21 protein-coding genes and 4 tRNA genes are annotated in these 24,146 nt (G+C 59.5%); 19 read left to right on the forward strand and 6 right to left on the reverse strand.

The features are described from left to right. Window positions 1–126: 126 nt before the first annotated feature. From ribF to ispH, 5 genes are all read left to right on the forward strand, one after another. Window positions 127–1,077 carry a bifunctional riboflavin kinase/FAD synthetase gene (gene ribF, locus PMA3_RS03210; protein WP_064675819.1) on the forward strand — a complete coding sequence of 317 codons (951 nt, stop codon included), beginning with the start codon at window positions 127–129 and terminating at the stop codon, window positions 1,075–1,077. After that, window positions 1,078–3,909, forward strand: a complete 2,832-nt coding sequence (gene ileS / locus PMA3_RS03215) for an isoleucine--tRNA ligase (RefSeq protein WP_064675820.1) — start codon at window positions 1,078–1,080, stop codon at window positions 3,907–3,909. Then, window positions 3,902–4,414 carry a signal peptidase II gene (gene lspA / locus PMA3_RS03220; protein WP_064675821.1) on the forward strand — a complete coding sequence of 171 codons (513 nt, stop codon included), beginning with the start codon at window positions 3,902–3,904 and terminating at the stop codon, window positions 4,412–4,414. Before ileS ends, lspA begins: the two co-directional genes overlap by 8 nt. Next, on the forward strand, window positions 4,407–4,859 hold the full coding sequence (gene fkpB, locus PMA3_RS03225) for an FKBP-type peptidyl-prolyl cis-trans isomerase (RefSeq protein ID WP_064675822.1): 453 nt from the start codon (window positions 4,407–4,409) through the stop codon (window positions 4,857–4,859). Before lspA ends, fkpB begins: the two co-directional genes overlap by 8 nt. 132 nt (window positions 4,860–4,991) lie before the next feature. Next, entirely contained in the window at window positions 4,992–5,939 is a 948-nt protein-coding gene (ispH, locus tag PMA3_RS03230; RefSeq protein WP_064675823.1) for a 4-hydroxy-3-methylbut-2-enyl diphosphate reductase, read from the forward strand. Here ispH and PMA3_RS03235 read toward each other — a convergent pair. Next, window positions 5,916–6,458, reverse strand: a complete 543-nt coding sequence (locus tag PMA3_RS03235; protein ID WP_064675824.1) for a GspH/FimT family pseudopilin — start codon at window positions 6,456–6,458, stop codon at window positions 5,916–5,918. The genes ispH and PMA3_RS03235 overlap by 24 nt on opposite strands. A gap of 129 nt (window positions 6,459–6,587) precedes the next feature. On the opposite strand from PMA3_RS03235, the gene PMA3_RS03240 reads away from it, so the two are divergent. The 7 genes from PMA3_RS03240 to thiO are packed head-to-tail and all read left to right on the forward strand — an operon-like array spanning window position 6,588 to window position 13,388. Next, window positions 6,588–7,061 (forward strand): GspH/FimT family pseudopilin, encoded by a 474-nt coding sequence (locus PMA3_RS03240; RefSeq protein ID WP_064675825.1) that lies wholly within the window; start codon window positions 6,588–6,590, stop codon window positions 7,059–7,061. Continuing rightward, the gene (pilV, locus tag PMA3_RS03245; RefSeq protein WP_064675826.1) at window positions 7,058–7,507 is read left to right on the forward strand and encodes a type IV pilus modification protein PilV; all 450 of its coding nucleotides are present in this window, start codon (window positions 7,058–7,060) and stop codon (window positions 7,505–7,507) included. Before PMA3_RS03240 ends, pilV begins: the two co-directional genes overlap by 4 nt. Beyond that, the gene (locus PMA3_RS03250) at window positions 7,504–8,217 is read left to right on the forward strand and encodes a PilW family protein (RefSeq protein ID WP_064675827.1); all 714 of its coding nucleotides are present in this window, start codon (window positions 7,504–7,506) and stop codon (window positions 8,215–8,217) included. The genes pilV and PMA3_RS03250 overlap by 4 nt, the downstream gene beginning before the upstream one ends. An 11-nt stretch (window positions 8,218–8,228) precedes the next feature. Further along, complete coding sequence (locus tag PMA3_RS03255) at window positions 8,229–8,708, forward strand: pilus assembly PilX family protein (RefSeq protein ID WP_064675828.1); 480 nt, start codon at window positions 8,229–8,231, stop codon at window positions 8,706–8,708. Then, window positions 8,695–11,817: a pilus assembly protein gene (locus PMA3_RS03260; protein WP_064675829.1), complete on the forward strand. Its 3,123-nt coding sequence runs from the start codon at window positions 8,695–8,697 to the stop codon at window positions 11,815–11,817. The genes PMA3_RS03255 and PMA3_RS03260 overlap by 14 nt, the downstream gene beginning before the upstream one ends. A 14-nt stretch (window positions 11,818–11,831) precedes the next feature. Then, on the forward strand, window positions 11,832–12,233 hold the full coding sequence (locus PMA3_RS03265) for a type IV pilin protein (RefSeq protein WP_064675830.1): 402 nt from the start codon (window positions 11,832–11,834) through the stop codon (window positions 12,231–12,233). A 54-nt stretch (window positions 12,234–12,287) separates the two neighbouring features. Continuing rightward, window positions 12,288–13,388, forward strand: coding sequence for a glycine oxidase ThiO (gene thiO / locus PMA3_RS03270; protein ID WP_064675831.1), 1,101 nt, complete (start codon window positions 12,288–12,290; stop codon window positions 13,386–13,388). Window positions 13,389–13,532: 144 nt separating this feature from the next. Here thiO and PMA3_RS03275 read toward each other — a convergent pair whose 3' ends face one another. The 4 genes from PMA3_RS03275 to PMA3_RS03290 all read right to left on the reverse strand — a co-directional run bounded on the left by PMA3_RS03275 (window position 13,533) and on the right by PMA3_RS03290 (window position 17,902). Then, window positions 13,533–14,879 carry a sigma-54-dependent transcriptional regulator gene (locus PMA3_RS03275; RefSeq protein ID WP_064675832.1) on the reverse strand — a complete coding sequence of 449 codons (1,347 nt, stop codon included), beginning with the start codon at window positions 14,877–14,879 and terminating at the stop codon, window positions 13,533–13,535. Further along, complete coding sequence (locus PMA3_RS03280; protein WP_064675833.1) at window positions 14,876–16,465, reverse strand: sensor histidine kinase; 1,590 nt, start codon at window positions 16,463–16,465, stop codon at window positions 14,876–14,878. Before PMA3_RS03280 ends, PMA3_RS03275 begins: the two co-directional genes overlap by 4 nt. Next, window positions 16,455–16,688 (reverse strand): PP0621 family protein, encoded by a 234-nt coding sequence (locus PMA3_RS03285; protein WP_064675834.1) that lies wholly within the window; start codon window positions 16,686–16,688, stop codon window positions 16,455–16,457. Before PMA3_RS03285 ends, PMA3_RS03280 begins: the two co-directional genes overlap by 11 nt. Window positions 16,689–16,879: 191 nt before the next feature. Beyond that, window positions 16,880–17,902: an outer membrane protein assembly factor BamD gene (locus PMA3_RS03290; protein WP_064675835.1), complete on the reverse strand. Its 1,023-nt coding sequence runs from the start codon at window positions 17,900–17,902 to the stop codon at window positions 16,880–16,882. Window positions 17,903–18,053: 151 nt separating this feature from the next. Here PMA3_RS03290 and rluD point away from each other — a divergent pair, with 151 nt between their 5' ends. The 7 genes from rluD to PMA3_RS03325 all read left to right on the forward strand — a co-directional run bounded on the left by rluD (window position 18,054) and on the right by PMA3_RS03325 (window position 23,330). Next, the gene (rluD, locus tag PMA3_RS03295; protein ID WP_064675836.1) at window positions 18,054–19,016 is read left to right on the forward strand and encodes a 23S rRNA pseudouridine(1911/1915/1917) synthase RluD; all 963 of its coding nucleotides are present in this window, start codon (window positions 18,054–18,056) and stop codon (window positions 19,014–19,016) included. After that, entirely contained in the window at window positions 19,013–19,732 is a 720-nt protein-coding gene (pgeF, locus tag PMA3_RS03300) for a peptidoglycan editing factor PgeF (RefSeq protein WP_064675837.1), read from the forward strand. The genes rluD and pgeF overlap by 4 nt, the downstream gene beginning before the upstream one ends. Before the next feature lie 215 nt (window positions 19,733–19,947). Then, entirely contained in the window at window positions 19,948–22,512 is a 2,565-nt protein-coding gene (gene clpB, locus PMA3_RS03305) for an ATP-dependent chaperone ClpB (RefSeq protein ID WP_064675838.1), read from the forward strand. Between the two features lie 402 nt (window positions 22,513–22,914). Continuing rightward, window positions 22,915–22,990, forward strand: a tRNA-Asn gene (locus PMA3_RS03310). A gap of 9 nt (window positions 22,991–22,999) precedes the next feature. Next, window positions 23,000–23,076, forward strand: a tRNA-Pro gene (locus PMA3_RS03315). A 5-nt stretch (window positions 23,077–23,081) separates the two neighbouring features. Beyond that, window positions 23,082–23,157, forward strand: a tRNA-Lys gene (locus tag PMA3_RS03320). 96 nt (window positions 23,158–23,253) lie between these two features. Further along, window positions 23,254–23,330: transfer RNA gene (locus tag PMA3_RS03325), tRNA-Pro, on the forward strand. Window positions 23,331–23,448: 118 nt separating this feature from the next. On the opposite strand, the gene PMA3_RS03330 is transcribed toward PMA3_RS03325, so the two are convergent. Then, the gene (locus PMA3_RS03330) at window positions 23,449–23,850 is read right to left on the reverse strand and encodes an HvfA family oxazolone/thioamide-modified RiPP metallophore (protein ID WP_064675839.1); all 402 of its coding nucleotides are present in this window, start codon (window positions 23,848–23,850) and stop codon (window positions 23,449–23,451) included. Window positions 23,851–24,146: the final 296 nt, after the last annotated feature.

Genomic DNA, 24,146 nt, shown 5'->3' on the forward strand with positions numbered 1-24,146 from the left:
TTGCGACCTCGATAAACACGGGCGAGCCGGCGGTTTTGTCGGTTCGATCACTTTGGTTACGGTGTTGCCTGTCGTCGGCCGCCGTGTGTGGTTATAATCGACCACTTTATGAGCAAGAAGCGCGTTATGCAGCTGGTTCGAGGCCTCCACAACCTGCGCCCCCAGCATCGGGGCTGTGTCGCCACTATTGGCAACTTTGACGGTGTTCACCGTGGTCACCAGGCAATCCTGGCGAGGCTGCGTGAGCGTGCGCTCGAGTTGGGCGTGCCCAGCTGCGTGGTGATTTTCGAGCCGCAGCCGCGTGAATTCTTCGCCCCGGACACGGCGCCCGCCCGTCTGGCCCGCCTGCGAGACAAATTGCAGCTGCTGGCGCTGGAAGGGGTCGACCGGGTGTTGTGCCTGGCGTTCAACCAGCGCCTGAGCAAGCTCAGCGCCAGCGAATTCGTCGATACGATCCTTGTGGACGGCCTCGGTGTCCAGCATCTGGAGGTCGGTGATGACTTCCGGTTCGGCTGTGACCGGGTAGGGGATTTCGTTTTCCTGCAGCAGGCCGGCGTCCTGCAAGGCTTTACCGTCGAAGCGGCGCAGACGGTCGAACTGGACGGCATACGCGTCAGCAGCACCCAGGTCCGCAATGCCCTGGCCGCTGCCGATTTTGCCTTGGCCGAGCAGCTGCTTGGTCGCCCGTTCCGAATTGCCGGACGGGTCTTGCACGGCCAGAAGCTGGCCCGCCAGTTGGGTACGCCCACGGCCAACATACAACTCAAGCGTCGTCGCGTGCCGTTGACCGGGGTTTACCTGGTCAACGTCGACATCGACGGCAAGACCTGGCCAGGCGTCGCCAATATCGGCGTGCGACCAACGGTCCAGGGTGATGGCAAAGCCCACCTTGAAGTCCATCTTTTAGATTTTGCCGGCGATCTGTATGACCGGCGTTTGACGGTGGTTTTCCACCACAAGCTGCGTGAAGAGCAGCGTTTCGCCTCTCTGGAGGCGCTTAAGACGGCGATCAATGCGGATGTTGCCGCCGCCCGTGCCCTGTCGCACCTAGCGCCAATCGCTAATGAAGAGCCTTAAATGACCGACTATAAAGCCACGCTAAACCTTCCGGACACCGCCTTCCCTATGAAGGCCGGCCTGCCTCAGCGCGAACCGCAGATTCTGCAGCGCTGGGACAGCATTGGCCTGTACGGTAAGTTGCGCGAGATTGGCAAGGATCGTCCGAAGTTCGTCCTGCACGACGGTCCTCCGTACGCCAACGGCACGATCCACATCGGTCATGCACTGAACAAGATTCTCAAGGACATGATCATCCGTTCGAAAACCCTGTCGGGTTTCGACGCGCCGTATGTACCGGGCTGGGACTGCCACGGCCTGCCGATCGAGCACAAAGTCGAAGTGACCCACGGTAAAAACCTGGGCGCGGACAAAACCCGCGAACTGTGCCGTGCCTACGCGACGGAACAGATCGAAGGCCAGAAGTCCGAATTCATTCGTTTGGGCGTGTTGGGCGATTTCGCCAACCCGTACAAGACCATGGACTTCAAGAACGAGGCCGGTGAAATCCGTGCCTTGGCAGAAATCGTCAAGGGCGGTTTCGTGTTCAAGGGCCTCAAGCCTGTGAACTGGTGCTTCGACTGCGGTTCGGCCCTGGCTGAAGCGGAAGTCGAGTACGAAAACAAGAAGTCCTCGACCATCGACGTGGCGTTCCCGATTGCCGACGAAGCCAAGCTGGCTACCGCTTTCGGTCTGACATCGCTGGGCAAGCCGGCTTCGATCGTGATCTGGACCACCACCCCGTGGACCATCCCGGCCAACCAGGCGCTGAACGTTCACCCGGAATTCAACTACGCCCTGGTCGACGTCGGCGACAAGCTGCTGGTACTGGCTGAAGAGCTGGTCGAGTCGTGCCTGGCGCGTTACAGCCTGGAAGGCTCGGTCGTTGCGACCACCACCGGTAAAGAACTGGAACTGATCAACTTCCGTCACCCGTTCTACGATCGCCTGTCGCCGGTTTACCTGGCCGAGTACGTTGAACTGGGCGCTGGCACCGGCGTGGTTCACTCCTCGCCCGCCTATGGCGTAGACGACTTCGTGACCTGCAAGAAGTACGGCATGGTCAACGATGACATCCTCAACCCGGTACAGAGCAACGGCGTATACGCGACGTCGCTGGAATTCTTCGGCGGCCAGTTCATCTGGAAAGCCAACCCGGCCATCGTCGACAAGTTGACCGAAGTGGGTGCGCTGCTGCATACCAGCATAATCGAACACAGCTACATGCACTGCTGGCGTCACAAGACCCCGTTGATCTATCGCGCCACCGCGCAATGGTTCATCGGCATGGACAAAGAACCTGTGACCGGCGACACCCTGCGCAAGCGCGCGATCAAGGCCATCGAAGAGACCAGGTTCGTTCCGGCCTGGGGCCAGGCGCGCCTGCACTCGATGATTGCCAACCGTCCGGACTGGTGCATCTCCCGTCAGCGCAACTGGGGCGTGCCGATCCCGTTCTTCCTGAACAAGGAAAGCGGCGAGCTGCACCCGCGTACCGCCGAACTGATGGAAGAAGTCGCCAAGCGCGTCGAAGTCGAAGGCATCGAGGCCTGGTTCAAGATGGACGCCGCCGAGCTGCTCGGTGACGAAGCGCCGCAGTACGACAAGATCAGCGACACCCTGGACGTCTGGTTCGATTCGGGCACCACGCACTGGCACGTCCTGCGCGGTTCGCACCCGATGGGCCACGAGACCGGTCCACGTGCCGACCTGTACCTGGAAGGTTCGGACCAACACCGTGGCTGGTTCCACTCGTCGCTGCTGACCGGTTGCGCCATCGACAACCACGCGCCATATCGCGAACTGCTGACCCACGGCTTCACCGTCGATGAGTCCGGCCGCAAGATGTCCAAGTCCCTGGGCAACGTGATCGCGCCGCAAAAGGTCAACGACACCCTGGGCGCCGACATCATGCGCCTGTGGGTGGCTTCTACCGATTACTCGGGTGAAATGGCGGTTTCCGAGCAGATCCTGCAACGCAGTGCGGACGCCTACCGGCGGATCCGTAACACCGCGCGCTTCCTGCTCTCCAACCTGACCGGTTTCAACCCGGCCACCGACATCCTGCCGGCCGAAGAAATGCTGGCGCTGGACCGTTGGGCCGTGGACCGCACCCTGCTGCTGCAACGCGAGCTGCAAGAACACTACAGCGAATACCGTTTCTGGAACGTCTACTCCAAGATCCACAACTTCTGCGTGCAGGAGCTGGGCGGTTTCTACCTGGACATCATCAAGGACCGTCAGTACACCACTGGCGCCAACAGCAAGGCCCGCCGTTCGGCGCAAACCGCGCTGTACCACATCTCCGAAGCGCTGGTGCGCTGGATCGCGCCGATCCTCGCGTTCACCGCCGACGAGCTGTGGCAGTACCTGCCGGGCGAGCGCAACGAATCCGTGATGCTCAACACCTGGTACGAAGGCCTGACCGAACTGCCGGAAGGCGTCGAGCTGGACCGCGCCTATTGGGAGCGGATCATGGCGGTGAAGGTTGCGGTCAACAAGGAAATGGAAATCCAGCGCGCGGCCAAAGCCGTCGGTGGTAACCTGCAAGCCGAAGTGACGCTGTTCGCCGAAGAGGCGCTGAGCGCCGACCTGGCCAAGCTGAGCAACGAACTGCGCTTCGTGTTGATCACCTCGACCGCCACCGTTGCGCCTTTTGTTCAGGCTCCAGCGGACGCGGTAGTCACCGAAGTCACCGGTTTGAAACTGCAAGTGGTCAAGTCGAGCCACGCCAAGTGCGCCCGTTGCTGGCACTGCCGTGAAGATGTCGGCGTGAACCCGGAGCATCCGGAAATCTGCGGTCGTTGCGTCGACAACATCAGCGGCGCCGGCGAGGTTCGTCATTATGCCTAATGGCGTTGGCCGTTTCGGACGGCTGAGCTGGCTCTGGTTGAGCTTGCTGGTCCTGGTCATTGACCAGGCCAGCAAGATCTACTTCGAAGGCAAGCTCGAAATGTTCCAGCAGATCGTGGTGATCCCCGATCTGTTCAGCTGGACCCTGGCCTACAACACGGGCGCGGCATTCAGTTTCCTCGCCGACAGTTCCGGCTGGCAGCGTTGGCTGTTCGCATTGATCGCGATTGTGGTCAGTGCAGTGCTGGTGGTCTGGCTCAAACGCCTTGGCCGCAACGAAACCTGGCTGGCTGTCGCGTTGGCGCTGGTGCTGGGTGGCGCGCTGGGCAACCTGTATGACCGCATTGCTTATGGCCATGTGATCGATTTCATCCTGGTGCATTGGCAGAACCAGTGGCACTTCCCGGCGTTCAACTTCGCCGATAGCGCGATTACTGTAGGTGCTGTCATGCTGGCGCTGGATATGTTCAAAACCAAGAAAACCGGAGAAACCGTTCATGACTGAACAGGTATTGGCTGAGCAACGCATCCGCCAGAACACGGAAGTCACCTTGCACTTTGCACTGCGCCTGGAGAACGGCGACACCGTCGACAGCACCTTCGACAAAGCCCCGGCGACCTTCCAGGTCGGCGACGGTAACCTGTTGCCGGGTTTCGAAGCCGCGCTGTTCGGCTTCAAGGCGGGTGACAAGCGTACACTGACGATTCAACCGGAAAACGCTTTTGGCCAGCCCAACCCGCTGAACGTGCAGATCATCCCGCGCTCGCAGTTCAAGGACATGGAACTGTCACCGGGTTTGCTGGTGATCTTCAACGATGCGGCCAATGCTGAGATGCCGGGCGTGGTGAAGGAATTCGATGACGAGCAAGTGACCATCGATTTCAACCATCCGTTGGCCGGCAAGACATTGACCTTTGACGTCGAGATCATCAGCGTCAAATCGCTGTAACTTGTGGGAGCGAGCTTGCTCGCGATGAGGACCTGACATTCGGCATTGATGTCGACTGATACTCCGCCATCGCGAGCAAGCTCGCTCCCACAATGGTTATCCATTGTTTTTGCGCAAGACACGAGGCACAGCATGCAAATCAAACTCGCCAACCCCCGTGGCTTCTGCGCCGGAGTGGACCGGGCGATCGAAATCGTCAACCGCGCCCTGGAAGTCTTCGGGCCGCCGATCTATGTGCGCCACGAAGTGGTCCACAACAAATTCGTCGTCGAAGACCTGCGTGCTCGTGGCGCGATTTTCGTCGAAGAGCTGGATCAGGTGCCGGACGACGTCATCGTGATCTTCAGTGCCCACGGTGTTTCCCAGGCTGTACGTACCGAAGCGGCCGGCCGTGGCCTCAAGGTATTCGACGCGACCTGCCCGCTGGTGACCAAGGTGCACATCGAGGTGGCGCGCTACAGCCGCGACGGTCGTGAATGCATCCTCATCGGCCACGCCGGTCACCCGGAAGTCGAAGGCACCATGGGCCAGTACGATGGCAGCAATGGTGGCGCGATCTACCTGGTCGAAGACGAAAAAGACGTCGCTGCGTTGCAGGTGATCGATCCCGAAAAACTGGCGTTCGTGACCCAGACCACGCTGTCCATGGATGACACCAGTCGCGTCATCGATGCCCTGCGTGCGCGCTTCCCGGCGATCGGCGGTCCGCGCAAGGACGACATCTGCTACGCCACGCAAAACCGTCAGGACGCGGTCAAGCAACTGGCCGACGAATGCGACGTGGTGTTGGTGGTCGGCAGCCCGAACAGCTCCAACTCCAATCGCCTGCGTGAACTGGCCGAACGCATGGCGACCCCGGCTTACCTGATCGACGGCGCCGAAGATCTGCAGAGGAGCTGGTTCGAAGGTGTTCAGCGCATCGGCATCACTGCGGGCGCCTCCGCGCCGGAAGTCCTGGTGCGTGGCGTGATCCAGCAATTGCAGGCGTGGGGCGCTACCGGGGCAGATGAGCGGGCGGGGCGCGAAGAGAACATCACGTTCTCCATGCCTAAGGAATTACGCGTCCGCTCTTTGCTCTGAGTCATTTCCTCCCGCGCACAAAGCCTGTTCAGTTTTTTGACTGCGCAGGCTGACACGACCGTTCGAGGCCAGCACCACCTGGTGTTGGCTAACCGGCTCGCGGGCCGCGCACACATGCAGTGTCCCGGCCTGAAAGCCATTGTGCAGCGGTTCGCCCAGATTACTGAAGCGTATGGACGTCCTGACATATCGATTACCGAAGATCGGCACCCGGGTGCCACTCCGGCGTTCGACCAGCAACGGATTGCTGCTGTCCTCGTAACCCTTGCCGTTAACATCCACAATGATCCGCCAGCCTTGGCTCCAGTCGCCGTCGATGGCGTGAATCATGACAGTCTGGCTGCGTGTGATCGCTTCGCTCCTGGCGCTGCGCAGGCCAGCGACCAGCGAATTTGCCGCCGCCTCGCGATGGTTCGTCTCGGTCAGTGCCGCTAAAGCCGGACTGACCAATGACAGAACAATCCCCGTAATCATCAGTCCCATAAGCAATTCGATCAGGCTGAAACCTTGCTGACGCATGACATCTCCCTCCATGGAGCGGTGGCTCGCGCGATCCCTGCGCAAGTAATGGCAAATCAACCGAACATCTGCCGGTCGAATGTTCTAGCGTGTAGAAGCAGGTATAGCCGAAGGCTACGGAGGGCAACGATGGATCATCGTACAAAAGGTTTCACGCTGATCGAGTTGCTGGTTGCGCTCGCGGTTTTTCTGATCCTGATCACGATGGCCGTTCCGGCATTTACCCGTTCAGTGCAAAGCACCAAGGCCGACACCGAAATGGGTGATCTGCAACGCGCTCTGAATTTCGCGAGACTGGAAGCCATCGGCCGGGGTATTACTACCCGGCTTCGTCCGACAGAAACAGGCAAAGTCTGGACCGGTGAGCTGGCTGTTTACGACACTAGTGTCAATCCGCCCATTGTATTGCGGGTTGTTCCGGCAATGAGCAGCGGGGCGACTCTGACGCTAACCTCAGGTGTGGCCCCGATCGATTTCAATAATCTGGGCGGGTTGTCGGCAGCCTCTACGCCGGTGGTGATCAGCTACGTATGGGGGGCGCAAAGCAGGACGCTGAATGTGTGTTTGAATGGACGAATTCTATTGGGTGGAAGTTGCGGATGAGGGGATGGAGCAAGCGTGCACAGGAAGGCATGACGCTGATCGAGGTCCTGGTGGCGTTGCTGATTCTGAGCGTTGGCCTGTTGGGGGCGGCGGCGATTCAGCTCAATGCGCTGAAATACACCGACAGCTCGCGGATGACCAGCCAGGCCAGTTTTATCGCCTACGACCTGATGGACCGCATTCGAGCCAACTCCGCGGCCGATTACACCGTCACGCCACCGACCTCGGGCAACCTCGGCGTCGCCCGGGATCAGGACTTGTACGATTTCACCTCCAACATCGTCAACGCCCTTGGCGCCACCGCGACCGGCAGCGTCACGCGTAATCAGCGGGTGTACACCATCACCATCACCTGGGACGACTCGCGGGCGGCCAATACCGCCAATTCGCGGCGCAGCTATGTGTTGACCAGTCGCGCCACCGTCGACCCGGTGTCGACGCCATGAATAACACCAGCAAAGGTTTCGGCCTGATCGAATTGCTGATCGCCCTGGCGTTGAGCCTGATCGTGGTGTTGGGCGTTGCGCAGGTTTTTATTGCAGCCAAGAACACTTATGTCAGCCAGAACGCATCTGCCGTCATGCAGGAAGACGCACGATTCGTGTTGAGCAAGATGATTCAGGAAATCCGCATGGTCGGCATGTTCGGTTGCCTGGGAACGATCACCGACGCCAGTTCGGCGGGCGACTTCACAGCCAGTCAGGCAACACCGATCAGTTGGGACAATGCCAATCTCAAACTGACCCTGGTGACTGCCGATGTGGGTGGTGCTGGAGGGACACCGACGTGGACCGTGGTATCTGACTGTAGGACCGTGGCGACGGCTTATAAGGACCTGCGATCGCCAGCAACGGGACAGCTGGCGTTTCCGATCCGGCGGCTGGTCTACAGCCTTAAAAATAACCAATTGACCATGGGAGTCGGCCCCGGTACGCCGACCCAAGTGGTACTGGTCGATAACGTCAGTGCCTTCAATGTGAGCTTCGGCCTCGCCAGTTCAGCCACCGATGTGTCAGCTTCCAGCTACAGCAGCAACCCGTCGGACCCTGCGCGAATCCGCAGCGTCCGTCTGACGTTGACCCTCAGAGACCCGAACGCCCGGGTGCGTGAGCAAACCTTCAACGTGGTTGCCGCTTTGCGCAACCGGTTGCCATGAGGAGAGGGCCGATGAGTTTCTCTCCCGTGAGCGCTCGCTCCCAGCACGGCATGGCCCTGCTGGTGAGCCTGGTGTTCCTCTTGCTGCTGACATTGATCGGTATTTCGTCGATGCAGAACGCTACCCTGCAGGAAAAGATGGCCGGCAGCGTGACCTTGCGCAATCAATCGTTCCAGGCCGCCGAAGCCGCGCTGCGTATCGGGGAAAGTGCCGTGCAGCTGGAGACCTACTCGTTGCCGGTCTGCAGCGGCACCAGTCAATGCGCGCCGCCGGGGGAATCTTCGACGATCACCGGCGCCGGATTCAACTCCACCTCGGGGGTGACCTGGATCGCCGCTGGCGGTGGCTTCTATGGGGTGCAAAACATCGGCACCACCTTGAACGCCGTGAATGTGCCCAGCAACACCTCGGCAACACTGTACCGGGTGACCGCAGTCGGCATCGCGGGCAACTCGCGCAGTGTGGTGGAGAGTATCTATGCGAAATATTGAGGCGCGCACAGGTTGGCGCCATCGGTTGTTGCAGTTGTTCTGCGGCGCGGTGTTGAGCCTTTATCTGGCAGCGCCGGCTTACGCCTTCACGCCCTCTGATTCGCCGATGTTGAACGCCGCCGCCGTGGCCCCCAATGTGATGCTGTTACTCGACGACTCGGGGAGTATGAACAACATTATCTGGGCGGCAGGCTTCGACCCGACTATCGCGCGTCCTCAAGTGACTATTTGCCTCTCGAACGGTTCGTGCTTGAAAGGCCGGGAACTCGACATGAGCGATAACAATATTTCCTTGTCGAGTTTGACTCGTGGAACATGCGAAAGGGATGGATGGTACGGTTTTTATAAGAACAGTTTTTTTGGTTGGGATTCGCTTTGCCTGAAACTTCCCGATCCGGTGGGGCGCGAGGACACTCGCTATTCTGCGAAATACTTGTCGTATCTGATAAGCCTGGCCAACAATTCCGACCGGAATTTCACCGATGGCTCGATCCCCAATGATTACCGGATGAATGTGGCGCGCAACGTTTCAAAGGCATTGGTGGCCGGTAATCGCTCGCTGCGTATCGGCCTGGCGACGTTCAACCTGGCTGTCGGCAACCATAAGAATGACGGCGGTTACATCGCCCGCTCGGTCAGTGATTTGTCGGCAGTCAGCGGCACCGTGACTCAGGCTCAGGCCAATACCAACTACAACGCATTGATCGCCGGAATCGACGAACTGAGCGCGGAGGCCAATACGCCCCTGGCAGAAGCCTATTACGAGATCACCCGCTATTTCCGCGGCATGGCGCCATACAACAACTCGAAGCCCACCACCTACACCAGTCCGATCCAGTATCGCTGCCAGAGAAACTACGGGGTGGTGATTACCGATGGTCTACCGACCTACGACCGAACCTTTCCGACCGACGATCCATTGGGTGGCAGCTCCTTACCCAACTGGGACGGTATCAGCAATAACGATGGCGCCAACCGCTTTGGCGACGACGAGGGCGACACCCTGTACCTGGATGACATCGCCAAGTTCGCCTTCGACATCGACATGCGCTCCACGGGCTTCGATGCCGCGGGCAAAAGCTGGAACGCTCCGGATTTTCCCAGGCAGAACATGAACACCTACACCGTAGGTTTCGCCGCCGCGAACCAGATGTTGTCGGATGCCGCCAGGTATGGACAGGGCAAGTACTATCAGGCGACCGACAGTGCCGGCCTCAATACGGCATTGTCATCGGCGCTGAGCGACATCACGTCCAAGGCCGGTTCCGGGGGCAGCGGCATCACCAGCAGCTCGATCGTCGGGGTCGGCGCCTCCTATTACCAGACCAGCTATGACCCCAAGGACTGGCGCGGCACGATCAAGTCCTATGGCTTCACCTCCAGCGGCGAAGTGAATACCGCCTCGGTACTCTGGACGACCGATACGGCCATCGTGCCCGGCGCCACGGCGCCGACCTATCAGTCGTGGAACACCCTGACCAATGCGCCAGTGACCCTGGCCAATGCCAACTTTTCCCCGGCGCAGCAGGCGATCCTCAACCAGGGTTTGCCTACCGGCATCACCGGAAGCGATCTGGTGGAATGGAGCAAGGGCATCAACAAAACCGGGTTGAAACCGCGCAGCGTGTTACTCGGCGACATCATCAATTCACCCCTGGTCCTGGCGTCGCCGTCGGACAAGACCGCCGCCGACCTGGTGGGCGACACCAGCTACAGCACCTACCTGGCCACCAAGGCCGCCAACATGACCGCCAGTCTGGTGGTCAACGCCAATGACGGCTTTGTAAGCGTCATCAACCCGGCCAACGGCACCAGGCGTTATGCCTACATGCCGTCGAGTGTGCTGCCCACCCTGCGCAATATCGCCGACACCGCCTACCTCAATGGTGTCGGTCACGAATTTCTGGTCGATGGTCAGCTCGGGGTGTTCGATGCCCAGCTCAACAGTGCCTGGAAAACCCTTGCACTGGGCGGTACCGGCGCGGGCGGCAAGGCGTTTTACGCCGTGCAGCTGTACGACGCTGCGGTTGGCAACGTGACCAAGGCATTATGGGAGATCAGTGCGCCAACCACGGCCAATACCGCGAACGTGTTCAATGACCTGGGTTATGCCTACGCCCGCCCGGAAGTGGCACGCTTGGCCGATGGACGTTGGGCGGCTTTCATCTCCAACGGCTATGGCAGCAGTTCAGGGGTGGCGGCGTTGTACGTGGTGGACATTCGAGATGGGTCGCTGATCAAGAAGATCGTTATCGACAGTAGCGAAACCACCAACGGCCTGTCCTCGGTAAAACTCAAGGTCGACTCGCAGAATGTGGTGCAGGCCGCCTATGGTGGCGACCTGAAAGGGCGGTTGTGGAAGTTTGATCTGAGCGGCGTTACCACGGACACCTGGGGCGTGGCGTTTGCCGGCAAGCCGTTGTTTACCACTGCGGGCGGCGCCACTCAGCCGATCACTGCGCAACCGCTGCTGGCGGACAATTCCCTGGGCGGCAAGGTGGTATTTTTCGGCACTGGAAAATTCAACGAGACGGCTGACAAGACCAACAAGGACCTGCAAGCATTCTATGCGGTGTGGGACGCCAACGGTGGCGCCGGGCAGATCACCACGTCCAGTTTGCAGGCCCAAGCGATAACAGGCGTGTTTTCGGGAAGCTCGGGGCAGTTCATCACCACAAGTCAGAATGAAGTGACCTACCCGGCCGAGAAGGGCTGGTACCTGCCACTGGTCTACAACAGTGTGTTGAGCGGTGAGCGGGTGATCAACCAGGCGGCTTTGGTTCTGGGGCGGATCGTATTTACCACCGCCAGTGTCGACACCACGGACCCTTGTGCCAGTTTCGGCACCGGCAAACTGATCGAACTGGATGCATTCAGCGGTAAAATGTTCAACTACGCGGTACTCGACACCAACGGCGATAACCTCGTCGACAACAGCGATACGATTTCCAGCGGGGTGATTTTCACGGGTGGGATACCGGTATTGAACGCCATCGTCAACAGTGGCACCGCCAAGATCGTGGGCGATTCCAGTGCGACGGTGACCAGGCTGACTGAAAAGGGCGGCGGCAATGACGGCCGTCGCATCATGTGGCGACAAATACAGTGAGTGAGAGTTGAGGCATGCGCAGAACCAGTAGAGGTTTTACCCTGATTGAAATCATGATCGTGATTGCGATCATCGGGATCGTCATCACCATTGGCTACCCGAGCCTCACCGAGTACGTGAAGAAAGGCCGTCGGACTGAAGTGGCGGGTTTGCTTTCCGAGCAGGCGCAGATTCTCGAACGGTTTTATTCGAAGTCGAATGTCTACACCGGTGCCACCGGCCTGAGCGTCGGCAATGATTTCTACACGATCACTCCGGCCTTGACCGATCAGGCCTTCAAATTGACGGCTGTGCGCAAGGCCGGCAGCGCCATGGCGACGGACAAGTGTGGGGATTTCACCATCACCAATACCGGCGTCAGAAGCATGGAAAATGCTGCCGCTGGCGTGACCACCAAGGATTGCTGGGGTCGCTGAGTTCTTTTTCGGGCGCCTTTTCGCCCTCTGTCTATTTAACGGTTGGATCAGAACATGACCAGGCAACAGCAAGTGGTGATTGTCGGTGGTGGCGTAATAGGATTGCTGACGGCATTCAATCTCGCCTCCGAAGTGCAGAGCGTTGTATTGCTGGATCGCTCGAATGTCGGTCAGGAATCCTCTTGGGCCGGTGGCGGGATCGTGTCGCCGCTCTATCCATGGCGCTACAGCCCGGCGGTCACTGCGTTGGCCCATTGGTCCCAGGACTTTTATCCACAGCTGGGCGAGCGCTTGTTCGCGGCGACCGGGATTGATCCCGAGGTGCACACCACCGGTTTGTACTGGCTGGATCTCGATGATGAAGTCGAGGCGCTGGCCTGGGCCGAGCGTGAAAACCGGCCGTTGCGGGCTGTGGATATCTCGGCGGCCCACGATGCGGTGCCGGTGCTCGGTGCCGGGTTTTCCCGGGCGATCCATATGGCCGATGTGGCCAACGTACGCAACCCGCGGTTGGTGAAATCCCTCAAGGCTGCGTTGCTGGCATTGCCGAACGTGACGATTCACGAGCAGTGCGAAGTCAGCGGGTTCATTTGTGAAGGCGCTGCTGTCGTCGGGGTGCAAACCTCGGCGGGCGTCATTCATGGCGATCAGGTGGTTCTGACGGCTGGCGCCTGGAGTGGTGATTTGCTCAAGAGCCTGGGCCTGGACCTGCCGGTCGAACCGGTCAAGGGACAGATGATCCTTTACAAGTGCGCGGCGGATTTTCTGCCGAGCATGGTCCTGGCCAAGGGGCGTTATGCGATTCCTCGGCGCGACGGGCACATATTGATTGGCAGTACGCTGGAGCATGAAGGGTTCGACAAGACGCCGACCGAATCTGCCCTGGAAAGCCTGAAGGCGTCGGCAGTGGAGTTGATTCCGGCATTGGCGGAGGCCGAAGTGGTCGGACATTGGGCCGGGTTGCGGCCGGGCTCGCCGGAGGGCATTCCTTATATTGGCCGGGTACCCGGGTTTGAGGGTCTGTGGCTCAACTGCGGGCATTACCGCAATGGGCTGGTGTTGGCGCCGGCGTCGTGTCAGTTGTTTGTGGATGTGCTGGTGGGGCGTGAGCCGATTATTGATCCGGCACCGTATGCGCCAGAAGGGCGGATCTAGTCGCGGGATTTTCAGCGCCTGTTAGATCGCTATCGCGGGCAAGTCGAATCGTCGCACCGCCGCTCCCACAGGGTTCGAGGTTGCCCCCCGATTCTGTGTTCACAGCAGATCCCTGTGGGAGCGGGCTTGCCCGCGATGGGGCCCTTAATCCAAACCGAGTTTTTTCAGTCTGTAGCGCATCGACCGAAATGAAAGATTCAACCGCTGTGCCGCCGCCGTCCGGTTCCAGCGGGTTTCCTCCAGCGCCTGGAGGATCAGTTTGCGCTCGACGTTTTCCAGGTAATCTTCCAGGTTGTCGATCTGCGTCAGGTCCGGCACCCCGCCTTCAGCGGCACAGTTGCCGTCGGCCAGGCGCAGGTCGCCCGCTTCGATCTGTTTGTCTTCACACAGCGTGTGAGCCCGTTCGAGCATGTTTTCCAGTTCCCGCACATTGCCCGGAAAACGATAGCTTTTCAGTGCGTCGAGAGCGTGTGGGTGGAGTTTTGCCGCGGGCTGCCCGCTACCGGCTGCCAGCCGTTTGAGAACATGGATGGCCAGGGTCTCGATATCGTCCCGACGTTCGCGCAAGGACGGAACCCGCAGTTCGATCACGTTCAGCCGATAGTACAAGTCCTGGCGGAAGCGCTCGGCGGCGACTTCAGCGTCGAGGTCTTTGTGGGTGGCGCAGAGGATGCGCACATCGACCACGGTTTCCTGCTGGCCACCGACACTGCGCACGGCTTTTTCCTGAATCGCCCGCAGCAGTTTGACCTGCATCGCCAGTGGCAAGTCAGCCACTTCGTCGAGGAACAGCGTACCGCCGTGCGCCGCCTGGAACAGGCCGGGCTTGTCTTCGATGGCACCGCTGAAGCTGCCTTTGCGGTGACCGAAAAACTCGCTTTCCATCAATTCCGAGGGAATCGCCCCGCAGTTCACCGGGATAAAGGGGCGGTTGGCCCGTGGCCCTTGCTCGTGGATCAGTCGCGCCACCAGTTCCTTGCCGCTGCCAGACTCACCGCTGATGTACACCGGGGCCTGGCTGCGGGCCAGTTTGTCGATTTGTTTGCGCAGGCTGCGCATGGGCAATGAGTCACCCAGCAGCTGCCGATCGACGGTGTTGCTGACACTGCCTGGTGCGGTCAGGCGCAGGGCACTGGTGACCAGTTCCCGCAGGCGGGCAAGGTCTACCGGTTTGGTCAGGAAGTCGAAGGCACCGGCCTTGAGTGCGTTGATCGCTGTTTCAAGGCTGCCATAGGCAGTAATCATTGCCACCGGTACCTGTGGATGGCGTTGCTGGATGTAGTGCACCAGCTCCAGGCCGGTGCCGTCCGGCAGACGCATGTCGGTCAGGCACAGGTCGAATGTCTCGCTCCTCAGCAGTGCCTGCGCTTCGCCAAGGTTGCGGGCACTGAAGGTGTGAAGTTTCATCCGTCCGAGGGTGATTTCCAGGAGTTCGCGGATATCCGGCTCGTCGTCGACGATAAGGACTTTTTGCTGTGGGCTTGTGTTCAACTTTGTTTCCGTCCGTGAGCAAAGGTGATACGAAAGCAGCCGCCGCCTTGGCGTGGTTTGAAGTCTAGGCGGGCCTGATTGCTTTCGCACAGCTCACGGGACAGATAAAGTCCAAGCCCCGTCCCTTGGGTGCTGGTGGTGAAGAACGGTTCGAACAGCTTTGCCTGATGATCCGGTGCCACACCGGTTCCATCGTCCCGGACCTCGAGAATCGGAAGCTGGCTGGCGCGGTCGACAAACAGCTCGAGCCAGACCTGCGCCTGGTCGTGAAGCTGAATGCTATGGCGCCAGCCGTTGCGCACCAGATTGTCGACTACCTGGGTCAGCTGGTTCGGATCCATCAGGGTTTTGAAGTCGCCCGAACCTATGTGCAGGTGAATCTGCTGGCGCGCGGTCGCGCCCTCTCGGGTTTCGGCGACGAACCGTTCCAGCCAAGACTTCAGGTCGAGCCGTTGCGGCACGGTCTGTTGCCGACGGGACAGTTGCAGGACGTTTTCGATTACCCGATTCATTCGCTGAGAGTGGTCTTGAATAATCTGGGTCAGACGTCGATCCGAGCCATTGAGTTCCTCTGATTCCTGTAATAGCTGCGCGGCGTGACTGATGGCGCCCAGTGGATTGCGGATTTCATGGGCGATGCCGGCTGTCAGGCGGCCGAGGGCGGCAAGTTTCAATTGTTGGGCCTGTTGGGCGATCTGGGCGAGGTCTTCGAGGAATACCAGAGTCTGGTGGTGAGGGCTTTGATCCAGGGCAATAAAGCTCGGTTGCAGTTCCAGGCCACTACCGTCGACTTTGACGCTCTGGGGGCGCAGCGTCGGATTGTTGCGCCACAGTTGCAGGCGTTCGACCAGGGCGGGCGAGTAATTATCGATAAGATTGCCTTCAAGTGCTTCCCGACCCAGCAGTGTCAACGCGCTGTGGTTGGCCAGTTGGACCTGTCGCTGGTCGTCGAGCACCAGGATGCCGGTGCGCATGCGTTGCAGGATCAGCGCATTGAGGGCTTCGAGGCCGACCACTTCGCTGGCCCGTTGCTCGGCCAGGTTTTCACTGACTTCCAAGCGCCGGGTCAGGCCTTGTACCAACAGTGCTGCGGCGAAGCACAGGGCGCCCAGCGTACCGACTTGCAGGTAGTCGTTGGCGCTGGCCGGATGGCTGAAGCTTATCAGCAGGCTCGCCCCGACGATGCCGAGCGCGCCGACAGCGGCAATCAGCAAGCCGATACGCCGTTGCAACAAAGTGTTGCTGATCGCCACCGACACGATCAGCAGGTTGCCGATGGCGCTGGCTACGCCGCCGCCGGCGTAGAACAGGCCGCACAGTAGCAGCACGTCGGCCAGGGCCAGACTGAATAATTGCGTAGGGCGCCGGGTATTCCCTAGAAATACCACCAGCAGAATATTGAGTACCAGGTACAGCCAGCTGCCATTGCGCAGCAGATCGTCATTGGCGAATCTGAGCAACTGGTTGTCCATGTTGCTGGAGATCAACAGCACCAGGGTGATGCCGACGCTTAAACGATAAAGATGGTAGAGCCGCAGCAGCCGCTGGGCCTGATTGCTGAAGTGACTGGACGTCTCAGCGCTCACTTGAGCCCGGGCCTTGCTCAAGGTGAGCCTGGCTGCAGTACCACTGTTGTTGAAGGTGCAGCGCGCGATCCCGCGGCAGGTGGACGCCGCAATGCGCGCAGCGGACCATTGGCGCTGCTTCCAGCTCGGCGGAGGACTTGGGGGCGGAGGAAGAAGTCTTGAACTTGCGCCACAACCATACCGCAGCGGCAATCAGGGCGATCCAGAACAATAAACGAAGCATGGCGAGCTGCTTTATTAGCTAATGATCAGGCAGTTTAGCAAGGACATGACCTGCGCACAGCCTAATAACTCCTGTGCAGCTCCTGTGGGAGCGAGCTTGCTCGCGATGGACGTCAACGATAACGCGTTCCTTCTGAATAAACGCGTCGTCCGTGAGACCAGTTCAAGCTCGCTCCTACAAGGTCTCGTCTATCAGTCGAACACGCCGAAAGTCATGTAGCTGAACCACGAGCGATCGCTGTTGCTGGCTTCGGGTTCAGGTTCCTCTTCTTCGATCACGTCGCCATCTGCATCTTTAGGCTTGAGATCGCTTGGAATCGCGTCCTTGGCTTCCTGATACTGCCTCTGCACATCCTGGTTGGCGCGGGTCTCGCCCGGCGGCAGCGGTGGACGGGACTCGATCAGGCCCAGGGTGGCCTTGCTCATCCACGAACGGTTGTCGGCTTCGTCGACCGAAGGCTTGAACTGACCGTCGACCAGGCTTGGATGGTTCGGGTAGTTGAGCTTCAGGGTTTCGAGGCTGGTGTTGGCCAGATCGTCCAGGTGCAGACGCTGATAGGCCTCGGTCATCACCGCCAGGCCGTCACCGACCGCCGGGGTTTCCTGAAAGTTTTCCACCACGTAGCGCCCACGGTTCGCGGCGGCGACATAGGCCTGACGGGTCAGGTAATAGTCGGCAACGTGAATCTCGTAAGCGGCCAGCAGATTGCGCAGGTAGATCATGCGCTGCTTGGCGTCAGGCGAGTAGCGGCTGTTCGGGAAGCGGCTGGTCAGCTGGGCGAACTCGTTGTAGGAGTCGCGAGCGGCGCCCGGATCCCGCTTGGTCATGTCCAGTGGCAGGAAGCGCGACAGCAGGCCGACGTCCTGGTCAAAAGAGGTCAGGCCCTTGAGGTAGTAGGCGTAATCGACGTTCGGGTGCTGTGGGTGCAGACGAATGAAACGCTCGGCGGCGGACTTCGCAGCCTCGGGCTCGGTGTTCTTGTAGTTGGCGTAGATGAGCTCGAGTTGAGCCTGATCAGCGTAGCGACCGAACGGATAGCGCGACTCCAGGGCCTTCAGCTTGGCTGTGGCGCTGGTATAGTTGCTATTGTCCAGATCGTGCTGAGCCTGCTGGTACAGCTCGACTTCACTCAGGTTTTCGTCTACGACTTCCTTCGATGAGCAAGCAGCGGTCAATGCGAGGATGGCGATCAGCAGCAGGTGTTTCACTTGCATGGCGGCTTGCGTCCCTATGACGGCCGCTGTCTTGGGCGGGGCCGTCCTGTTATGATGAGCGCCCCGTTGAATAGCATCGGGGCAAAAGACGCCGTATTTAACCACAAGCGCGCAGCCGAAACCAAAAGCTGTGCCGACGCCTAGTCTGAGCATGTCCGATAAAATTGAACTTCGCGCAGAGGTGCCGTCCGAATTGGGCGGCCAACGCCTCGATCAAGTCGCCGCACAATTATTCGCTGAGCACTCGCGCTCGCGCCTTTCCGCCTGGATCAAAGACGGCCGCCTGACTGTGGATGGGGCGGTTATCCGCCCGCGAGACATCGTTCATGGTGGCGCCGTACTTGAGTTGACTGCCGAGCAGGAAGCTCAGGGCGAATGGATCGCTCAAGACATCGAGCTGGACATCGTCTATGAAGACGACGACATCCTGGTGATCAACAAGCCTGCGGGCCTGGTGGTGCACCCGGCCGCCGGTCATGCTGACGGCACCTTGCTCAACGCCTTGCTGCACCACGTGCCGGACATTATCAATGTGCCCCGCGCCGGTATCGTGCATCGCCTGGACAAGGACACCACCGGTCTGATGGTGGTGGCCAAGACCATTCAGGCGCAGACGCAGCTGGTCACCCAGCTGCAGAGCCGCAGCGTCAGCCGGATCTACGAATGCATCGTGATCGGTGTGGTCACCGCCGGCGGCAAGATCAATGCGCCGATCGGTCGTCATGGCCAGCAACGCCAGCGCATGGCCGTCATGGAAGGGGGCAAGCAGGCCGTCAGCCATTACCGCGTGCTCGAGCGTTTCCGCTCCCACACTCACGTGCGGGTCAAGCTGGAAACCGGTCGTACGCACCAGATTCGTGTGCACATGGCCCACATCAACTTCCCGTTGGTCGGAGATCCTGCCTATGGCGGTCGTTTCCGCATCCCGCCGGCAGCCAGTGTGACCATGATCGAGTCGTTGAAGGCTTTTCCGCGTCAGGCACTGCATGCGCGGTTCCTGGAGCTGGATCATCCGACCACCGGCAAACGCATGAGCTGGGAATCGCCACTGCCGGACGACTTCGTCTGGTTGCTGACGTTGCTCAAGCAAGACCGCGAGGCGTTCATCGGATGAATGACTGGCTGATTCCTGACTGGCCTGCGCCGGCCGGGGTGAAAGCCTGTGTCACCACCCGTGCGGGCGGCGTCAGTCTGGCGCCGTTCGACAGCCTCAATCTCGGCGATCACGTCGAAGACAGCCCCAAAGCCGTGGCCGAAAACCGCCGCCGCCTCACCGAACATTTCTCTATTCAACCGGCCTGGTTGCAGCAGGTTCACGGCATCGCCGTGGCTCATGCCGACCCAGGCCTGGTGGCTGTTGCCGACGCCAGCTGGACGGCAACGCCCGGTATCGCCTGCACGGCGATGACCGCCGATTGTCTGCCGGTACTCTTCTGCGACCGTGCCGGCACTCGCGTAGCGGCGGCCCATGCCGGCTGGCGCGGGTTGGCGGCGGGCGTGCTGGAAGCCACCCTCGACAGCCTGGCCGTGCCGCCAGCAGACGTGTTGGCCTGGCTCGGTCCTGCCATTGGCCCGCAAGCCTTTGAAGTCGGCCCGGAAGTGCGCGAGACATTCGTCCAGCAACTACCCGAAGCCGCCAATGCGTTTGTGCCGAGCCAAAATGCTGGCAAATTCATGGCTGATATCTATCAGCTGGCGCGTTTGCGTCTGGCCGCCCGCGGTGTCACGGCCGTCTATGGCGGCGGTTTCTGCACCGTGACCGATCCTCGCTTCTTTTCTTACCGCCGCAGTCCTCGCACTGGTCGGTTTGCCTCCCTGATCTGGCTTTAGTGCCCTGTCTCACGAAGCCTGTTCCTTTTTGATGGCGTCTGTTGTCAAAAGAGGAACGTCTCCGTGAGACAGGGCACAACGCTAGACTTGTCTGACCTGCATCAATATCACGACGCTTGAATCTCCCAGAATCGACCACATCTAATGAGGTATCTGGCAGGTTTCTTCATTCAGGATGTTTTATCGGTCCGGCCTGCTCAAAAGGAAGGTGACCCATGCGTATAGACCGTTTAACCAGCAAGTTGCAGTTAGCCTTGTCCGACGCCCAATCCCTGGCCGTTGGTCTCGATCACCCGGGCATTGAACCGGCGCACTTGATGCAGGCGATGCTTGAACAGCAGGGTGGTTCGATCAAACCGCTGCTGATGCAGGTGGGCTTTGACGTCAACACCCTGCGTAAAGCGCTGACCAAAGAGCTCGACCAGCTGCCGAAAATCCAGAACCCGACCGGCGACGTCAATATGTCGCAGGATCTGGCGCGCCTGCTCAACCAGGCCGATCGCCTGGCCCAGCAGAAAGGCGACCAGTTCATTTCCAGTGAGCTGGTGCTGCTTGCCGCCATGGACGAGAACAGCAAGCTTGGCAAGTTGATGCTCGGCCAGGGTGTGAGCAAGAAAGCCCTGGAAAACGCGATCAACAACCTGCGTGGCGGTGAGGCCGTCAATGACGCCAACCACGAGGAGTCGCGCCAGGCCCTGGATAAATACACCGTCGACCTGACCAAGCGCGCCGAAGAAGGCAAGCTCGATCCGGTGATCGGCCGTGACGATGAAATTCGCCGGACCATCCAGGTATTGCAACGTCGCACCAAGAACAACCCGGTGCTGATCGGTGAGCCTGGCGTCGGTAAAACGGCGATCGCAGAAGGCCTGGCCCAGCGCATCATCAACGGTGAAGTGCCCGATGGCCTGAAAGGCAAGCGCCTGCTGTCCCTGGACATGGGGTCGTTGATTGCCGGTGCCAAATATCGCGGCGAATTCGAAGAGCGCCTCAAATCCCTGCTCAACGAGCTGTCGAAGCAGGAAGGGCAGATCATCCTGTTCATCGACGAACTGCATACCATGGTCGGCGCCGGCAAAGGCGAAGGATCGATGGACGCGGGCAACATGCTCAAGCCGGCACTGGCTCGCGGCGAGTTGCATTGCGTCGGCGCAACCACGCTCAACGAGTACCGCCAATATATAGAGAAGGATGCGGCCCTCGAACGGCGCTTCCAGAAAGTCCTGGTGGACGAGCCGAGCGAAGAAGACACCATCGCTATCCTGCGTGGCCTGAAAGAGCGTTACGAGGTTCACCACAAAGTGGCGATCACCGACGGCGCGATCATTGCCGCCGCCAAGCTCAGCCATCGCTACATCACCGATCGTCAATTGCCGGACAAGGCCATCGACCTGATCGACGAAGCTGCCAGCCGCATCCGCATGGAAATCGACTCCAAGCCGGAAGTGCTGGACCGCCTGGAGCGACGCCTGATTCAGCTGAAGGTCGAATCCCAGGCGCTGAAGAAAGAAAGCGACGACGCGGCGAAGAAGCGCCTGGAAAAACTCCAGGAAGAAATCGCCCGGCTCGAGCGTGAGTACTCGGACCTCGAAGAAATCTGGAATTCGGAAAAAGCCGAAGTCCAGGGTTCGGCGCAGATCCAGCAGAAAATCGAACAGTCCCGGCAGGAACTGGAAGCCGCGCGCCGCAAAGGCGACCTGAACCGCATGGCCGAGCTGCAATACGGGGTGATCCCGGACCTGGAGCGCAGCCTGCAGATGGTCGACCAGCACGGCAAAAGCGAAAACCAGTTGCTGCGCAGCAAGGTGACTGAAGAAGAGATCGCCGAGGTCGTGTCGAAGTGGACCGGCATTCCGGTGTCGAAGATGCTCGAAGGCGAGCGCGACAAGCTGATGAAGATGGAAAGCCTGTTGCACCAGCGTGTGATCGGCCAGGACGAAGCGGTGATTGCCGTTTCCAACGCGGTACGGCGTTCGCGGGCCGGGTTGTCCGACCCGAATCGCCCGAGCGGCTCGTTCATGTTCCTCGGCCCGACCGGGGTCGGTAAAACCGAGCTGTGCAAGGCCCTGGCCGAGTTCCTCTTCGATACTGAAGAGGCGATGGTACGGATCGACATGTCCGAGTTCATGGAGAAACATTCCGTGGCTCGGCTGATCGGTGCGCCACCAGGCTACGTGGGCTATGAAGAAGGCGGTTACCTGACCGAGGCGGTGCGTCGCAAGCCTTACTCGGTGATCCTCCTGGACGAGGTCGAGAAGGCCCACCCGGACGTCTTCAACGTCTTGCTGCAAGTGCTGGAAGATGGCCGCCTGACCGACAGCCATGGCCGCACGGTGGATTTCAAGAATACCGTGATTGTCATGACGTCCAACCTGGGGTCGGTGCAGATCCAGGAACTGGTCGGTGATCGTGAGGGGCAGCGCGCGGCGGTGATGGATGCGATTTCCACGCACTTCCGGCCGGAGTTCATCAACCGGGTCGACGAAGTGGTGATCTTCGAGCCGCTGGCGCGGGATCAGATCGCAGGCATTACCGAGATCCAGTTGGGACGTCTGCGCGCTCGACTGACCGAGCGGGAACTGAAGCTGGAGCTCAGTCCGGAGGCAATGGACAAGCTGATCGCGGTGGGCTACGACCCGGTATACGGCGCACGACCGCTCAAGCGAGCGATCCAGCGCTGGATCGAGAACCCGCTGGCGCAACTGATTCTGTCGGGTCGTTTCATGCCCGGCGATACCGCCAAAGGTGTCGTGGAGAACGACGAAATCGTTTTCGCCTGATCCGCTGTTGTAGGAGCTAGCTTGCTAGCGATGGTCGTCAACGATAACGCGTACGTCCTGGATGAACGCGGTGTCATTGAGTCCTTCGCGAGCGGGCTAGCTCCCACATAATCCGTAACTGAACAGCTTTGCTCGCATTGCGAGGCTTTTTTTCATTAGGTTGTTGAACTCAAAGGAAAAGGCTTGTAAAGTGCGCCCCGCAGTAAGTCGCTCCGAAGGGTTTCCGCTCCCCAAGCAGGAATCCAAAATAAGTTGCAAATCATTAACTTGAAAGCAATTTAGGGGGTTGACAGAGGTGCTGAAGATTGTAGAATAGCGCGCCTCAGACACACGAACGCAGCGATGCGAACGGGTCGAAGAGAACGCAGTAAAGCTTCACCGTTGTAAATTGAAATGTGTAGTTCCGTGATAGCTCAGTCGGTAGAGCAAATGACTGTTAATCATTGGGTCCCAGGTTCGAGTCCTGGTCACGGAGCCAATTTCAAACCGGGGTATAGCGCAGTCCGGTAGCGCGCCTGCTTTGGGAGCAGGATGTCAGGAGTTCGAATCCCCTTACCCCGACCATTTTTGGGTCGTTAGCTCAGTTGGTAGAGCAGTTGGCTTTTAACCAATTGGTCGTAGGTTCGAATCCCACACGACCCACCATTTTTGAAACCAGTTAACGCTGGGATCAGATCTTAAGATCAGAGGCCAAAAGCGCTGATCGAAGAAGGCGACTTGGAAAGGTCGCCTTTTTTTTACCGGGGTATAGCGCAGTCCGGTAGCGCGCCTGCTTTGGGAGCAGGATGTCAGGAGTTCGAATCCCCTTACCCCGACCATATTAAAAATCCTCGTATCGAAAGATACGGGGATTTTTTTTGTCTGCTGAAAAACCGTGCACAAACGAAACCCCGCGTTTCCTGGAAGAAAGGCGGGGTGGGTTCGTTGCTTCAGGGCTTAACTATTGTCTTTGAGGTGCTCGAACAAGCCTTTTGGCATTTTTTTGCCATTGGTTTCGTAGTTGGCCTTCACGTTATCAAAAGCCTCTTGTTCGTCGATCTGGCCGTCATGGTTGGTGTCGATCTTGTCGAAGTCAGCCTTGGGCGCCACTTTCAGGAATTCCGCGCGGGATACCTTGCCGTTATCATCTGTATCGGTCCGGGCCATCGATTCATCGCCACATTTGCCTTCGCCGCATTTGCCTTCCGGGGTTTTCACCACCTGTTCGGCCGAAGCCAGCAGATAGCCCTGGGTCAGCGGCTGTGAAGCGAACACGGAACCGGACAACATCATGCCGCCGGCCAGGACGGCGCCAAGCAGGCCAAGGGTGTTCTTGCCGAGAGTAGGGGTACGGGACATTTGGATTCTCCTGGGTTGCACGACACAACCGCTCGATAAAGGACGCCGAGGTGCGGCGATAAACCTGTGCAGGCGGGGAGGCTTGCTCGGGTGTGGCCATTTAGCGGGGTGGGTGTATCGCTACTGTGTCGCGGGAGGGGGAGTTTGTAAGCGAAGGGGCTGGATCGGGGGGAAAGATACAGTGAGACACAGACCTGTAGGCAGTGAGTAAAAAAATGTGGGAGCGAGCTTGCTCGCGATGGCGGCGTGTCTGGCGACATTGATGTCGACTGTACGGACGCTATCGCGAGCAAGCT

Origin of the sequence: Pseudomonas silesiensis, from assembly GCF_001661075.1 — a bacterium.
In the GTDB taxonomy this organism is placed as follows: domain Bacteria; phylum Pseudomonadota; class Gammaproteobacteria; order Pseudomonadales; family Pseudomonadaceae; genus Aquipseudomonas; species Aquipseudomonas silesiensis.

Excerpts from the sequence above, each read along its gene's own strand:
- PMA3_RS03285 (WP_064675834.1), bottom strand. The coding sequence starts at position 16,688 with ATGCTTCGTTTATTGTTCTGGATCGCCCTGATTGCCGCTGCGGTATGG.
- PMA3_RS03250 (WP_064675827.1), top strand. The coding sequence starts at position 7,504 with ATGAATAACACCAGCAAAGGTTTCGGCCTGATCGAATTGCTGATCGCC.
- clpB (WP_064675838.1), top strand. The coding sequence starts at position 19,948 with ATGCGTATAGACCGTTTAACCAGCAAGTTGCAGTTAGCCTTGTCCGAC.
- ribF (WP_064675819.1), top strand. The coding sequence starts at position 127 with ATGCAGCTGGTTCGAGGCCTCCACAACCTGCGCCCCCAGCATCGGGGC.
- PMA3_RS03235 (WP_064675824.1), bottom strand. The coding sequence starts at position 6,458 with ATGCGTCAGCAAGGTTTCAGCCTGATCGAATTGCTTATGGGACTGATG.
- PMA3_RS03330 (WP_064675839.1), bottom strand. The coding sequence starts at position 23,850 with ATGTCCCGTACCCCTACTCTCGGCAAGAACACCCTTGGCCTGCTTGGC.
- fkpB (WP_064675822.1), top strand. The coding sequence starts at position 4,407 with ATGACTGAACAGGTATTGGCTGAGCAACGCATCCGCCAGAACACGGAA.
- thiO (WP_064675831.1), top strand. The coding sequence starts at position 12,288 with ATGACCAGGCAACAGCAAGTGGTGATTGTCGGTGGTGGCGTAATAGGA.
- PMA3_RS03260 (WP_064675829.1), top strand. The coding sequence starts at position 8,695 with ATGCGAAATATTGAGGCGCGCACAGGTTGGCGCCATCGGTTGTTGCAG.
- pilV (WP_064675826.1), top strand. The coding sequence starts at position 7,058 with ATGAGGGGATGGAGCAAGCGTGCACAGGAAGGCATGACGCTGATCGAG.
- ileS (WP_064675820.1), top strand. The coding sequence starts at position 1,078 with ATGACCGACTATAAAGCCACGCTAAACCTTCCGGACACCGCCTTCCCT.
- PMA3_RS03265 (WP_064675830.1), top strand. The coding sequence starts at position 11,832 with ATGCGCAGAACCAGTAGAGGTTTTACCCTGATTGAAATCATGATCGTG.
- rluD (WP_064675836.1), top strand. The coding sequence starts at position 18,054 with ATGTCCGATAAAATTGAACTTCGCGCAGAGGTGCCGTCCGAATTGGGC.
- lspA (WP_064675821.1), top strand. The coding sequence starts at position 3,902 with ATGCCTAATGGCGTTGGCCGTTTCGGACGGCTGAGCTGGCTCTGGTTG.
- PMA3_RS03255 (WP_064675828.1), top strand. The coding sequence starts at position 8,229 with ATGAGTTTCTCTCCCGTGAGCGCTCGCTCCCAGCACGGCATGGCCCTG.
- PMA3_RS03290 (WP_064675835.1), bottom strand. The coding sequence starts at position 17,902 with ATGCAAGTGAAACACCTGCTGCTGATCGCCATCCTCGCATTGACCGCT.
- pgeF (WP_064675837.1), top strand. The coding sequence starts at position 19,013 with ATGAATGACTGGCTGATTCCTGACTGGCCTGCGCCGGCCGGGGTGAAA.
- PMA3_RS03240 (WP_064675825.1), top strand. The coding sequence starts at position 6,588 with ATGGATCATCGTACAAAAGGTTTCACGCTGATCGAGTTGCTGGTTGCG.
- ispH (WP_064675823.1), top strand. The coding sequence starts at position 4,992 with ATGCAAATCAAACTCGCCAACCCCCGTGGCTTCTGCGCCGGAGTGGAC.